This is a genomic window from Microbacterium shaanxiense (assembly GCF_054779995.1).
Genome location: NZ_BAAGXE010000001.1, coordinates 213,774 through 227,252 on the forward strand (window position 1 = coordinate 213,774; position 13,479 = coordinate 227,252).

Sequence of the window (13,479 nt, forward strand, 5' to 3'; positions counted from 1 at the left end):
AGCCGCTCGGCCACTCCGGTATCTTGGTATCGAGACAGTTTTGACTCGTGAACGGAGAAACTCCCGGTGACCGACGACGCCATCATCTACACGTACACGGACGAGGCACCGGCTCTGGCCACCGCGTCGCTCCTCCCGATCGTCCAGGCCTTCGCAGGCAAGGCGGGGATCGAGATCGAGACCCGCGACATCTCGCTGGCAGGACGCATCCTCGCGGCGTTCCCGCAGAGGCTCAGCGCTGATCAGGAGGTGTCCGACGCGCTCGCCGAACTCGGCGGACTCGCGACGCTGCCCGAAGCGAACATCATCAAGCTGCCGAACATCTCGGCATCCATCCCGCAGCTCAAGGCCGCGATCGCCGAACTCCAGGCTCAGGGCTACGACATCCCGAGCTTCCCCGATGAGCCGTCCTCGCTCGAGGAGAAGGACGTCCGCGCTCGCTACGACCGCATCAAGGGATCCGCAGTGAACCCGGTGCTGCGCGAGGGCAACAGCGACCGTCGTGCACCCCTCGCGGTGAAGAACTACGCGAAGAAGCACCCGCACACGAACAAGCCCTTCGCTGAGGGGTCGAAGACCCGCGTCGCCACGATGACCGACAACGACTTCAAGCACAATGAGAAGTCCTGGGTCGCCGCTCACGACGATGTGCTCAGCATCCGCCACACCGCTGAGGATGGCACGGTCACCGTGCTCAAGGACGACCTCAAGGTGCTGCCGCGCGAGATCATCGATGCGACGTTCCTGTCGGCATCCGCGCTCGACGCCTTCCTCGCAGAGACGTTCGCGGCGGCCAAGGCCGATGACGTGCTCTACTCCGTGCACCTGAAGGCCACGATGATGAAGGTCTCCGACCCGATCATCTTCGGCCACGTCGTGAAGACGTTCTTCGCGGACGTCTTCGACCGCTTCGGCGACAAGCTCGCCGCCGCCGGCCTCAGCGCCAACGACGGGCTCGGCTCGATCCTGTCCGGACTCTCCGGGATCGAAGGCGGTCAGGAGATCGCCGACGAGTTCGCCCGTGCGCTCGAGGGCGGCCCGCGGCTGTCGTACGTCAACTCCGACAAGGGGATCACCAACCTGCACGTCCCTTCGGACGTCATCGTCGATGCCTCGATGCCGGCACTCGTCCGCAACGGCGGCAAGCTGTGGGGCGTCGACGGCGGCGAGGCCGACACTCTCGCCGTCATCCCCGACTCCTCGTACGCCGGCGTCTACCAGGCCGTGATCGATGACGTGGTCGCCAACGGACCGCTCAACCCGGCCACCATCGGCACGGTGCCGAACGTCGGCCTCATGGCGCAGGCCGCGGAGGAGTACGGCAGCCACGACAAGACGTTCGAGATCGCGGCCCCTGGCCTGGTCGAGGTCGTCGACAGCGAAGGCACTGTCCTCATCGAGCACACCGTCGGTGCCGGCGACATCTGGCGGGCGACCCAGACCAAGCACATCCCCGTGATCGACTGGGTGCGCCTGGCGGTCTCGCGTGCCCAGGCGACCGGCGACCCCGCCGTCTTCTGGCTGGACGTGAACCGGGCGCACGACGCGCAACTGATCGCCAAGGTGCACCAGGCGCTGGCGACGCTCGACACCAAGGGCGCGCAGATCTCGATCCTCGCGCCGGAGGAGGCGACCCGCTACACGCTCGCACGCATGCGCCACGGCCTCGACACCATCTCGGTGTCCGGCAACGTGCTGCGCGACTACCTGACGGATCTGTTCCCGATCCTCGAGGTCGGAACCAGCGCGAAGATGCTCTCGATCGTCCCGCTGCTCGCCGGAGGCGGACTGTTCGAGACGGGTGCAGGCGGATCCGCGCCGAAGCACGTGCAGCAGCTCGTCGAGGAGAACTACCTGCGATGGGATTCGCTGGGCGAGTTCTTCGCGCTCGCGGCGTCGTTCGAGCACTTCGCGCAGCGCAACGGCAATGACAAGGCGCGCGTGCTCGCTGAGACGTTGGATGCTGCCACCGGGACCTTCCTGGAAGAGGATCGTTCGCCCGGACGCAAGCTGGGCACGATCGACAACCGCGGCAGCCACTTCTACCTGGGCCTGTACTGGGCTCAGGAACTCGCAGCGCAGACCACGGACGCCGAGCTCGCTGCGGCGTTCGCGCCGATCGCCGCAGACCTCGCTGCCAAGGAGCAGGAGATCGTCGCCGAGCTCAACGGCGCTCAGGGCGGGGCCGCCGACATCGGCGGCTACTACCGCCCCGACGTCGAGAAGGTCACGAAGGTGATGCGTCCGTCGCAGACCCTGAACGGCGTCATCGACTCGATCTGACGTCGACATGAGGAAGGGCCGGATGCTGACAGCATCCGGCCCTTCCTCATATGTCCTGCAGCTCCGCGCTGGTCGGCGGCGGGCTCCGTCGTTCAGTAGTGGACGTAGACGTTGACGCCCTCGGGCGACCAGTTGTACAGCCACTGTGCGGCGGAGACGGGCATGCCGACGCAGCCGTGGCTCATCGGCGTGCCCCAGTTGCTGTGCCAGTAGACACCGTGCAGCGCCTCGTCGCCGTTGAAGTACATGACCCACGGCACATCGGGCTGGAAGTAGTTCGGCGCCTGCGTGAGGTCGCGGTTGCCCATGTTCTGGCTGCTGGTCTTCCAGCCGACCTGGAACGAGCCGGTGTGCGTGGCGAACTCGCCGGCACCGGAGGAGACGCTCCATGAGTCGACGACGACGCCGTTCTCTATCGCGGAGACGGTCTGGTTGGAGAGGTTGACGTCGATCTCGCGCACGAGGGTCGTGCTCGCGAACGGAACCTCGGTGACCTCGATGGGCTGGATGGCCTCGCCGCCCTCCAGCTTCTCGGCGAAGTCGGACGCGAGCGCACCGGTGTCTCCGAGCGTGCGGCCGGTGACACCGACGGTCAGCTCCTCGAGCACGTCGCCGCCGGCGTTGACGATCGACTCGGCGTCGACCGGGGCGCGGTTGACGGCAGCGGGAAGCGTGTCGACTGCGGACTGGATCGCAGCCTCGTCGGCCACGACGCTCAGCTCGCCGTTCTGTTCGACGATCTCGATCCATGTCGCAGCGGTGGCGGGGGCGATCGGGACCGTGCGCTCCTCACCGACGTAGAAGCCGATCGTGGCGAGCATCGTGTTCAGCTGTTCGGTGAGGCCGGTGGCGTCTGCATCGGTCACGGGGGCCGGTGCCTCCGTCGGGTCGCCGGAATACGCGAGTGCGGTGTCCCCGTCGGCGAGCGCAGCGGTCAGCGCCGTCGTGAGTCCGTCCAGATCCACGCCAGTGCCCGGCACGGCGGGGGTCGTGACGTACTTCGCGGAGGCGGCGTCGAACGACACGGCGGCGTTGACGGCATCCGTGTAGCTGGCGGGGATCATCTCGCGCAGCGTGTCGTGCGCGAGATCGGTGTCCAAGGTGATGTCGCCGGCGATGGGCTCAGGCATCCATGCGCCGACGTTCCACATCGGGTGCGAGGCGAACGCCTCATCAGCCAGTGCGCGGGCATCGATCGACGCGCCGAGGTCTGCGCCTGTGACGATCTGATCGTCACCGGCGCCGGTCAGCGTGATCTCGGTGTTCGCGAGATGCGCGGTGACGACGTCTGCAGCGGCGCCCGGCGTCAGCCCGCCCACTGGCACTCCGGCGATCGTCGTGCCGGGGGCGATGAGGATCGTCGATGCGGCTGCCGCGCCGAGAGCGAGTGCGCCGACCGTGATCCCTACCCAGAGCCCGACCCTGCGCTTCTTGGGAGCCGGCTCGCGCGGAGCCCACTCCACCGAACGCTCGCCGTCGACAGACGCGACGACAGCGGTCTGCGCGGTGTTCGCGTCAGGTGCTTCGATAAGACCGGTCACCAACTCACCCCCCGTGATTCAGCGTGACATGTTTCTTTATCATACCGGCCGCCAGATAACGACAAGGCAACGGTTGTGCGCCATGAACGATGAAAGCCCCGCGACCTGTCGAGGTCACGGGGCTCTCATCGCGCGGATGTCAGCTGCAGAGTTCCTGCAGCGCCGTCGCGGACGTGGTCACATCACTCGTGATGGTGGTGATGTCGGATGCCGCCTCGAGGTCCTGATCGATGAGGACTGCGGAGAGCACGTCGCCGAGGGCGACGAAGTTCTCGTGCACAGCGGTCGTCGCGTCCTTGACCTCGGCGTTCGAGACGCTGTCCGCAGCCTCGCCGAACGCGTCGACGACCGTGCTGAACTGGTCGACGGTGGTCTGCGGGTCGGTGGCGCCGGTCGTGTCGATCTCACCCGCTGCGCTGCTGGCCTCCTGCAGCTTCGGAAGGACGATGCCACAGGCCTCCTCGACGGACTGGTCGGTGTTCGTCTCCTCGACGGGGGCGGAGTCGCCTGCCTCGTCGGACTTGTCGCCCTCAGCAGCGGGCGTGCCAGAGCAAGCGGTCAGGCCGAGCACTGCGACGGCAGCCATGGTCCAAGCGGCGATACGGCGGTTCATAGGTTTCCCCTCAATGACGGCACCACGGACTGCGGTGCGATTCTCCGGTCGTGCGACCAGTCAAACACAAGTCGCGTCCGCACGACGATGGGGAGAAGGACCCATGGGCTCGCCGGCGCCCCTGCGGTCACTCGGAGACGATGGCGATGCCGTCGATCTCGACGAGCATCTCCTCCCGGGGAAGGCCGGTGAAGACCGTGGTGCGAGACGGCAGGATACCGCTGGGCGTGTGCGCGCTGACGAACTCGCCATAGGCGTCGTTCATGATCGCGAAGTCCTCGCGCTTGGTGAGGTAGACGCGCAGCATCACGACGTCGTCGAACGTCGCACCGGATGCCTCGACGATGGCCTTGACGTTCTCGAGCGTGCGGGTGGTCTGTGCGGCGACGTCGCCGGGGAAGAGATACTCGTTGGTGGCGGCGTCGACCGGTCCTTGACCGGACACCTGGACGAACGGGCCCTTGCGGACGCCCTGCGAGAAGGTGTGCGCGGGTGCGGGGGCGGAGGTGGTCGTGATTCGCGTCTTCGTGCTCATCCGACCAGCCTAGTAGCCTTGTTAGATGCCTCAACAAATCACGGATCAGTCGCCGTCGCGCGTGCTCCTCAGCGCGGAGCGTGCCGCTGCCGGACAGGTGCGCGTATACCGGGCCGCGACCGTGGTCGACGGCACCGGCGCTGCACGGTACGTCGCCGACGTGGTCGTCGAAGGTGCACGGGTCGTCGCGATCGTGACACCGGAAGACGCGCGGAAGATCGAGATCGAGCAGGGCGGCACCGACCTCGAGGATGTCGAGATCGACGCTCGTGGCCTCGTGCTGGCGCCGGGGTTCATCGACATGCACGCCCACAGCGATCTGGCCGTGCTGGAGGGTGCAGCGCATCGGGCCAAGATCCTGCAGGGCGTCACGACCGAGGTGATCGGGCAGGACGGGCTCGGATACGCACCGCTCGACGACGCCACGGCATCCGCGATCCCCGCGCAGATCGCAGGCTGGAACGGTCTGCCCGCCGACGTCCCATGGCGCACGATGGACGATCTGCTCGTCTCGATCGACGCTGCGACAGCCGCGAACGTCGCCGTCCTCGTGCCGCAGGGCAATCTGCGCATGATCGCGGTCGGGCACGAGAACCGGCCGGCGACCAGGATCGAACTGCGCCAGATGACCGAGATGCTCGACGCGGCGCTCGACGCCGGGGCCTTCGGGATGTCGAGCGGGCTCACCTACACGCCGGGGATGTACGCCTCGACGGCGGAGCTCGAAGCGCTGTGCCGCGTCGTCGCGGAGCACGGCGGTTACTGGGCACCGCACACCCGCAGCTACGGCGCCGCCGCGCTCGACGCCTATCGCGAGGCCCTCGACATCGGTCGCCGCACCGGGTGCGCCATCCACCTGACGCACGCCACGATGAACTTCGTCCCCAATCGGGGCCGCGCAGCCGAGTTGCTCGCGCTGATCGACGACGCCATCGCTGACGGCGTGGACGTCACACTCGACACCTACCCGTACCTGCCCGGTGCGACCACCTTGACGGCACTGCTGCCGAGCCGGCTCGCCGAGGGCGGCGACCTCATCGCCGCGATCAGGAGGTTGGACGCCGAAGGCCGTGAGCAGGTGCGAGTGGAGCTCGAGGACATCGGGTGCGACGGGTTCCACGGCGAACGCGCGGACTGGACGAGCATCGAGATCGTCGGCACCGCGAACGCTGACCTCGCGCCGCTCGTCGGCAGGACGGTCGCCCAGATCGCCGAGGACGACGGGCGGCGAGCCGTCGACGTCGTCCTCGACACGATCGTGGCGGATGCCGGTGCCACCGGCATCCTGATGCACATCGGCGACGAGGAGAACGTTCGCGCCATCATGCAGCACGAGCGGCACACGGGCGGCAGCGACGGCATCCTGATCGGTGCGAAGCCGCATCCGCGCGGGTTCGGCGCATTCGCACGCTACCTCGGCCACTACGTGCGCGAGGAGGGCGTGCTCACGCTGGAGGAGGCGATCCGGCACCTCTCCGGTACGCCGGCGGTCCGCCTCGGGCTGCAGCGCGGCGATGCGCCGCGCGGCGTGATCCGCGAGGGGGCGGTGGCTGATCTCGTGCTGTTCGATCCCGACACGATCGCAGCCGGCGCGACGTTCGAGGCGCCGCGGACGGATCCGGTGGGCGTGATCGAGGTGCTGGTCGGTGGAGTCCCTGTCGTCGCCGGCGGCGTCGTCACGGGCGACACGCCAGGGCATGCGCTGAGAATGCCGCCACCGCCGCACCGCGCCACCGTGCCGCTGATCGAGGGGCACATCGACGCGGCGGCCGCGCCTTTCGTCTGGACGCCGCACACTCCGGTGCATGCGCCCCCGGCGCTCGCGGCTGTCGCCGAACTCCTGCGGCACGGTACGCCTGAGGGCGACGCGAGCGATGCCCCGGCCATCACCCTGACCCTGGATGTCGCCGTGGGGGAGGACGCGGAGCACGCCGGCCATGTCGGCGCTGAGGCGTTCCGCATCACCGTCGCATCGGACGGCATCGAGGTGAGGGGCGCATCCGCGGAAGGCGTGTTCCGCGGCACGACGGCGCTGCGCCAGCTGCGCGACCCCGACGAAGAGTCCTCCCGCATCCCCGCCGGTGGCTGGGAGGGGGCGCCCGCCTACGGCTGGCGCGGCGCGATGCTCGACGTGGCGCGGCACTTCCGCCCGGCCGAAGACATCCGCCGCCTCATCGATCTGCTGGCGCTGCACCAGCTGAACATCCTGCACCTGCATCTGACGGACGATCAGGGCTGGCGTTTCGAAGTACCCGGCTTCCCGCGGCTCACCGAAGTCGGTGCGCGTCGGGACGCGACCCAGCGCGGTCACGGGCCGCTCGCCACGGTCGAGCCCGGCGTGCACGAGGGCTTCTACACCTCCGCGGAGCTGCGCGAACTGGTCGAATACGCCGCTGCGCGCTTCATCACGATCGTTCCCGAGGTCGAGCTGCCCGGGCATGTGCAGGCTGCGCTCGCCGCATATCCTGCACTCGGCAACACAGACGTGCAGAGCGTCGACGGACCGATCACAGGGCCGTGGGAGCGCTTCGGCGTCAACCCGCGCACGCTCGCGCCGACCGACGAGTCGCTGGCCTTCGGCAGGGCGGCGATCGACGCGCTGTGCGCGATCTTCGACTCGCCGTGGATCGGCATCGGCGGGGACGAGGTGCCGGTCACGGAGTGGGCGGAGAGCCCCGCAGCCGCAGAGAGGATGGAGCAGCTCGGGCTCGCATCGCCGCGAGAGGTGCAGCCGTGGTTCACGGCGCAGTTCGTCGAGCACGTGCGCACGCACGGACGTACGGCACTGGCCTGGGACGAGGTGCTGGAGGGCGACGTCCCGGATGGCGTGCGCATACTCGCATGGCGCGGTCCTGTCGCACTCGAGACGGCGATCCGCCGCGGCATCCCCGTGGTCGGATGCCCTGACCTGGAGACCTATCTCGACTACCGGCAGTCCGAATCGGCCGACGAACCGGTGCCTGTGGGGCCGCCGCTGACGCTGGAGCACGCGTACACCCTTCGGCTGCCCGAAGGGGTCGTCGGCGGCCAGACCAACGTCTGGACCGAGCATCTTCCGAGTCGGGAGCGAGTCGACTTCGCCATGTTCCCGCGGCTCAGTGCGATCGCCGAGCGCCTCTGGCTCGGAGGCGAGCCGGGGGACGGCGAGGCATTCGTGCGCCGCCTCCGCGTGCATCTGCGACGATTGGCCGGGGCAGGGGTACGATATCGTCCACTCGACGGGCCGGCACTCGATCAGCGGCGACCGGGCGTTCCCGGGAAACCGATGACCGTCGCCGCACGCGAGCAGATCGTGTCAGAGCTCGTCGCGGGACTGCGAGCCGAGTCCGCGGAATCGTCGACGCACGGCGAGAATTCAAAATAACGTTTCGGTAACCCTCCCGTCGCTCCGGCGGGTCACAGGTTGCGAAATTTTTGTTCGTAAGGTCTACTAACAAATATGTCCGAATCGGATCTGAGTCAACCGGCACCGACCGACTACGCCGGTGCCAGTTCGCATGCCTTCGGACCGTCCCGTCACCTGCGATCGCGCACGAAGGTCCTGCCCGAGCACGCGCGCGGACACAATCGCGCCCTGGTGCTGCAGACGCTCTATCACTCGGGTGCCATGAGCCGCGCCGACCTGTCGCGCGAGACGGGCCTCACGCGGGTGACGATCTCCGACCTCGTGGCGGAGTTCATCGCCGACGGCATCGTCGTGGAGCTCGGTGTGCGAGAGACGGCCGGTCCTGGCAAGCCGCCGATCCTGATCGACATCGATCGACTCGGTCACCAGATCATCGGCATCGATCTCTCGGATGCCGAAGGGTTCCGAGGCGCCGTCCTGAGCCTCGACGGCGACGTGATCGAGCGGCGCGAGGTGGCGCGCCCCGAACTGCCGGACAGCGACCTCGCCTATGCCGCGCTGCTCGAACTCGCGAACGCTCTGATCGCGGCCGCGACCGCGCCGCTGCTGGGGGTGGGCGTCGGAACTCCGGGTGTGGTGCGCCCCGACGGGGTCGTGCTGAGCTCGCCGAACCTCGGATGGACGGACTTCCGACTCGAGGCGCAGCTCGGTCGAGATCTCGATCTGCCGGTGCTCGCCCGAAACGACGCGAACGCGGCGGTGCTCGCCGAGTACACCTTCGGCGACGCCAGAGCCGACTTCATGCTCATCAAGATCGGCGTCGGCGTCGGTGCGGGACTCATCGCCGGAAGCCAGCCGTTGCTCGGCAGCCGGTTCGCGGCGGGAGAGATCGGTCACGTCGTCGTCGGCACCGACGGAGGTCCTCGCTGCGTCTGCGGCCGGGACGGCTGTCTTGAAGCCTGGTTGAGCGTGACGCGTCTTCGGGATGCTGTGGAAGCGCAGCCCGCCGCGAGGGACGAGATCCTGCGTGATGCCGGCAATCGGATGGCCATCGCCATCGCGCCGATCGTGACGGCGCTCGACCTCTCGGAGGTCGTGCTGTCCGGCCCGGCGGATCTTCTCGACGGCACGCTCATCGATGCGGCCACCTCGACCCTGCGCGAACGCACGCTCGAGGGCGTCTTCGACGACGTCGTGATCCGCCTCACAGGGCAGGACGACATCGTGCTGCGAGGAGCGGCCGTCATGGTGCTCTCCGGGCAGCTGGGAGTCTCATAGTGGCATCGGCAGTGCAGACCGGCCCGGTCGGCCGGTCCGTTCGCGTGGGCCTGGACATCGGCGGCACGAAGACAGATGCCGTCGCGGTGACCGAGGGCGGCGAGATCATCGGTCGCCTGCGTCGTGCCACTGGCCACGGTGACGAGGCGGTGGTGGCGGACGTCGTGAACGGCGTGCGCGAACTGCGCGCAGAGTTCGCCATAGCGGCCTCTGACATCGTGAGCGTCGGTGTCGGCATCCCCGGTCTCGTCGACACCGCGAGAGGCCGCGTGCTGCACGCGGTGAATCTGGGCGTCGAGTCGCTGGACCTCGCTGCCAGAGCCTCTGAGCCTCTCGGCGTGCCGGTGGTGGTGGAGAACGACGTGAAGGCGGCGGCGCTCGGAGCCGCGGCGCTGCGGGGCGATGCCACCTCCATGGCCTACTTGAACCTCGGTACCGGTGTCGCCGCTGGCATCGTGACCGATGGGGGGATCTGGCGCGGATCGCGTGGCACCGCCGGCGAGGTCGGACACATCTCGGTCGACCCGAACGGCCGCGTCTGCAGTTGCGGACAACGCGGTTGCATCGAGACCCTCTGCGGTGGTGGCGCCCTCGCCCGCGCCTGGGGTCGCCCCGGTGCGCTTCCCGTCCGCGACATCTTCGACGCTGCGGACCGCGGCGACGCGGAGGCGCTCAGGCTCCGCACAGACCTCGCCCGCGGCGCAGCCGCCGCGGTGCGCGTGCTGGTGCTCACCGCCGATGTCGAGACCGTCGTCATCGGGGGCGGGATCACCGCCCTCGGCGACCGCCTCGGAGACGGCATCCGCAGTGCTCTCATCGCCGACGCAGCGGGTTCGCCGTTTCTGCGGTCGCTGCACCTGGATGAGAGAATCGAGCTGCTCCCGACCGGTTCCCCTGCGGCTGCTCTCGGCGCCGCTCTGGTCGGAGCGCACATACCTCAAGAGGAGATCGTCGCCCATGGCTGAAGTCGTCATCGTCGAGAACGCAGCGGCAGCGGGTGCCCTGGTCGCGGACGAGATCGTGCGGCTCATCGTGAGCCGCCCTGATGCGGTGCTGGGACTGGCGACGGGGTCCACGCCGCTGCCCGTCTACGAGGCCCTGCACGGACGACTCGCCGGCACCGACGTGTCCCGGGTGCGCGGATTCGCCCTGGACGAGTACGTCGGCATCGATCCCGCGCATCCGGAGAGTTACCGCTCGGTGATCACCCGCGAGGTGGTGGAGCCGCTCGGGCTGAACCCCGAGCAGATCCACGTGCCCGACGGCGCGGTCTCGGGCGTAGAGCACGCGGGCGCCGACTACGAGGCGGCGATCGCCGCCGCGGGCGGTGTCGATCTGCAGATCCTCGGAATCGGCACAGATGGTCACATCGGCTTCAACGAGCCCGGGTCGTCATTCGCATCCCGCACCAGGGTGAAGACGCTCACGAAGCAGACCCGTGAGGACAACGCGCGCTTCTTCGACTCCATCGACCAGGTACCGATGCACTGCATGACGCAGGGCCTGGGCACCATCCTCGAGGCTCGTCACCTCGTGCTGCTCGCCTTCGGCGAAGGCAAGGCGCGAGCGGTCGCCGACGCGGTCGAGGGACCGCTCACGGCGATGCTGCCTGGGTCGGCGATCCAGCTGCACCCGCACGCGACGGTCGTGGTGGATGAGGCGGCGGCCTCCGAGCTCACGCTCTCGGACTACTACCGCTACACGTTCGACAACAAGCCGGTGTGGCAGGGGCTCTGACCCGCCGAACAGGTCAGCGGGCGGGCCACGCGAGCGGCAGCAGATGCTCGACGCTGAGCGGTGCCAGAGGCAGTGTGCCGATCTCGTCGGGCGTGATCCAGCGCAGTTCCGCGAGTTCGGCCTGAACCGTGACGGTGTCGGCCTCGATCGTGAGCGCGAAGGCATCGGCGACCACGCGGTGACCCGGTTCGTTCGCGGCGGCCGAGACGAACCGTCCCAGCGGTCGCAGGCCCGCTTCGTCGACCTTGAGTCCGAGTTCCTCGTCGAGCTCCCTCGCCAGGGTCTGCGCAGGGCTCTCGCCGGGCTCCGGCTTGCCGCCTGGCTGCATGAACTTCGTCGTGCCGTGCTTGCGCACCACCAGCACCCGGCCGTCCGCATCGTGGATGATCGCTGCGCTCACGTGGATGTCAGGCACGGGTGAAGACCTTTCCGGGGTTGAGGATCTCGAGCGGGTCGAACACGGCCTTGATCTGACGCTGAAGCTGCCACTGGTCGTCACCGAGCTCCTCCGCGAGCCAGCGGCTCTTGAGCATTCCGATGCCGTGCTCTCCGGTGAGCGTGCCGCCGAGCCGGATCGCGGAGCGGAACAGGTCGTCAGCGGCCGCCCAGACCCGGTCGGGTACGACCTCGCCTTCGAAGATGAAGTTCGGATGCAGGTTGCCGTCTCCGGCGTGCGCGACGGTGGGGATGTCGAGGCCGTACACCTGTTCGATCCTGGCGATCTCGTCGTACATCGCAGGCAACGCGCTGCGGGGCACCGAGACATCCTCGATGAGCGTGGTGCCGAGGGCCGCCATCGCCGGATGCATCGAGCGCCGGATCGCGAGCAGACGGTCTCCCTCCTCGCGGTCGTACGTGAGCGCGACCTCGCCGCCGCATCCCCGTAGCGTGGCGGCGATGAGGTCGGCCTCCGCCCTGGCCGCAGGACCGTCGGTCTGGATCGTCAGCTGCGAGCTGCCGGCTGTCGGCGCGGGCAGTGCCAGGAGGGCGTGCACGGCGCTCAGCGCCTTCGCATCCATCAGCTCCATGATCGCCGGCTGCACACCGGATGCCGTGACCGCTGCCGACCCGGCCGCCGCAGCACGCACGGTCGGGAACAGGGCGGTGAGCGTGCAGATGCCTCCGACGACGAGGCGCCGCAGTTTCAGCGTCGCACCGACGACGACGCCGAGCGTGCCCTCCGAACCGATCACGAGGGACGTGAGGTCGAGTCCGGTGACGCCCTTGACGCTGCGATGACCGAGGTGCAGGAGTCGCCCGTCGGCGAGCACGATGTCGACGCCGAGCACGGCATCGCGCACGACACCGTACTTGGCGCACAGCAGCCCTCCTGCTCCGGTGGCGATGTTGCCGCCCACGCTGGAGATGTCGCGGCTGGCAGGATCGGGGGGCCACCACAGACCGTGGTCGGCGAGCAGCGCGTTCAGATCGGCGTTCAGGATGCCAGGCTCGACGACGGCGAACAGGTCGTCCGGCCGCACCTCGAGCACGCGGTTCATGCGCAGCGTCGACAGGACGATCTCGCCAGGGCCGGCGTTCGCGGCTCCCGCCAGACCGGTGCCAGCACCGCGCACCACGACCGGGGTACGCGTCTCTGTGGCGATCCGCATCGTCTGCTGGACCTGATCGATCGTCTGCGCATACACGACGGCGACGGGGCGCCCGGCGGACGAATGACCTGAACGATCCGCCCGTGCGGCCTCGAGGGCGGCTTCGGTGACGTCGACGATGTCACCGAGCGCGCTCCGCAGGGCCGCGGCGACCGTCATCGCAAGTCTCGCCTGCCCGCGAAGAGTCCCGAGGCGACGGCGACGACGGCGAAGCCGAGGCCGACCCAGGCCTGATCCATCGACCACCAGGCGAGTGTCACACCGGCGTAGATCAGCAGTTCGACGGCTGCGCGCACGAACGGATGCAGGCTCAGCACAGGTCGTGGAGAGAGGAAGAGCGCCCACACCAGGAGGACCAGCAGAGGAGTGCCGATCCCGAGCACGACGTTCCACGGGAACGGCCACATCGCGAAGCCCCAGAGCGCGAGCGAGGCGATCGCCGCGATGAGGATGACGGCCCGGATGATGTCGAGCGGGGTGATGTTTGGACGATTGACACCGGGGACTGCGTCGGGGGCTTCGGGCATGCTCCCAGT

At 68.6% G+C, this 13,479-nt stretch carries 11 protein-coding genes; 5 read left to right on the forward strand and 6 right to left on the reverse strand.

Annotated features, from left to right (window positions below; all coding sequences use genetic code 11):
- Positions 1-66: 66 nt before the first annotated feature.
- Positions 67-2,283, forward strand: a complete 2,217-nt coding sequence (locus tag ACYVG2_RS00955) for an NADP-dependent isocitrate dehydrogenase (RefSeq protein WP_460779265.1) — start codon at positions 67-69, stop codon at positions 2,281-2,283.
- A 92-nt stretch (positions 2,284-2,375) separates the two neighbouring features.
- Here the strand turns inward: ACYVG2_RS00955 and ACYVG2_RS00960 are convergent, their stop codons facing one another.
- From ACYVG2_RS00960 to ACYVG2_RS00970, 3 genes are all read right to left on the reverse strand, one after another.
- On the reverse strand, positions 2,376-3,824 hold the full coding sequence (locus ACYVG2_RS00960; RefSeq protein ID WP_460779266.1) for a L,D-transpeptidase family protein: 1,449 nt from the start codon (positions 3,822-3,824) through the stop codon (positions 2,376-2,378).
- Positions 3,825-3,963: 139 nt separating this feature from the next.
- Positions 3,964-4,437, reverse strand: a complete 474-nt coding sequence (locus tag ACYVG2_RS00965; protein WP_460779267.1) for a hypothetical protein — start codon at positions 4,435-4,437, stop codon at positions 3,964-3,966.
- Between the two features lie 127 nt (positions 4,438-4,564).
- A complete protein-coding gene (locus ACYVG2_RS00970) occupies positions 4,565-4,972 on the reverse strand; it encodes a RidA family protein (protein ID WP_448965203.1) in 408 nt (135 codons plus the stop codon).
- Positions 4,973-4,997: 25 nt separating this feature from the next.
- Between ACYVG2_RS00970 and ACYVG2_RS00975 the strand changes: the two genes are divergently transcribed.
- The 4 genes from ACYVG2_RS00975 (at position 4,998) to ACYVG2_RS00990 (ending at position 11,333) form a co-directional block, all read left to right on the forward strand.
- Positions 4,998-8,336: a family 20 glycosylhydrolase gene (locus ACYVG2_RS00975; RefSeq protein WP_460779268.1), complete on the forward strand. Its 3,339-nt coding sequence runs from the start codon at positions 4,998-5,000 to the stop codon at positions 8,334-8,336.
- A gap of 75 nt (positions 8,337-8,411) precedes the next feature.
- Positions 8,412-9,596: an ROK family transcriptional regulator gene (locus tag ACYVG2_RS00980; RefSeq protein WP_460779269.1), complete on the forward strand. Its 1,185-nt coding sequence runs from the start codon at positions 8,412-8,414 to the stop codon at positions 9,594-9,596.
- Complete coding sequence (locus ACYVG2_RS00985) at positions 9,596-10,561, forward strand: ROK family protein (protein ID WP_460779270.1); 966 nt, start codon at positions 9,596-9,598, stop codon at positions 10,559-10,561. The genes ACYVG2_RS00980 and ACYVG2_RS00985 overlap by 1 nt, the downstream gene beginning before the upstream one ends.
- Positions 10,554-11,333 (forward strand): glucosamine-6-phosphate deaminase, encoded by a 780-nt coding sequence (locus ACYVG2_RS00990; RefSeq protein WP_460779271.1) that lies wholly within the window; start codon positions 10,554-10,556, stop codon positions 11,331-11,333. The genes ACYVG2_RS00985 and ACYVG2_RS00990 overlap by 8 nt, the downstream gene beginning before the upstream one ends.
- A 13-nt stretch (positions 11,334-11,346) precedes the next feature.
- Here ACYVG2_RS00990 and ACYVG2_RS00995 read toward each other — a convergent pair whose 3' ends face one another.
- From ACYVG2_RS00995 to ACYVG2_RS01005, 3 genes are read right to left on the reverse strand one after another with little or no spacing between them, the layout of a single operon-like run.
- Complete coding sequence (locus ACYVG2_RS00995) at positions 11,347-11,748, reverse strand: NUDIX hydrolase (RefSeq protein WP_460779272.1); 402 nt, start codon at positions 11,746-11,748, stop codon at positions 11,347-11,349.
- The gene (locus ACYVG2_RS01000; protein WP_460779273.1) at positions 11,741-13,102 is read right to left on the reverse strand and encodes an FAD-binding oxidoreductase; all 1,362 of its coding nucleotides are present in this window, start codon (positions 13,100-13,102) and stop codon (positions 11,741-11,743) included. Before ACYVG2_RS01000 ends, ACYVG2_RS00995 begins: the two co-directional genes overlap by 8 nt.
- Entirely contained in the window at positions 13,099-13,470 is a 372-nt protein-coding gene (locus ACYVG2_RS01005; protein WP_460779274.1) for a YrdB family protein, read from the reverse strand. The genes ACYVG2_RS01000 and ACYVG2_RS01005 overlap by 4 nt, the downstream gene beginning before the upstream one ends.
- Positions 13,471-13,479: the final 9 nt, after the last annotated feature.

Coding starts and splice junctions, on each gene's coding strand:
- ACYVG2_RS00970 (WP_448965203.1), bottom strand. CDS start 4,972: ATGAGCACGAAGACGCGAATCACGACCACCTCCGCCCCCGCACCCGCG.
- ACYVG2_RS01000 (WP_460779273.1), bottom strand. CDS start 13,102: ATGACGGTCGCCGCGGCCCTGCGGAGCGCGCTCGGTGACATCGTCGAC.
- ACYVG2_RS01005 (WP_460779274.1), bottom strand. CDS start 13,470: ATGCCCGAAGCCCCCGACGCAGTCCCCGGTGTCAATCGTCCAAACATC.
- ACYVG2_RS00980 (WP_460779269.1), top strand. CDS start 8,412: ATGTCCGAATCGGATCTGAGTCAACCGGCACCGACCGACTACGCCGGT.
- ACYVG2_RS00965 (WP_460779267.1), bottom strand. CDS start 4,437: ATGAACCGCCGTATCGCCGCTTGGACCATGGCTGCCGTCGCAGTGCTC.
- ACYVG2_RS00990 (WP_460779271.1), top strand. CDS start 10,554: ATGGCTGAAGTCGTCATCGTCGAGAACGCAGCGGCAGCGGGTGCCCTG.
- ACYVG2_RS00975 (WP_460779268.1), top strand. CDS start 4,998: ATGCCTCAACAAATCACGGATCAGTCGCCGTCGCGCGTGCTCCTCAGC.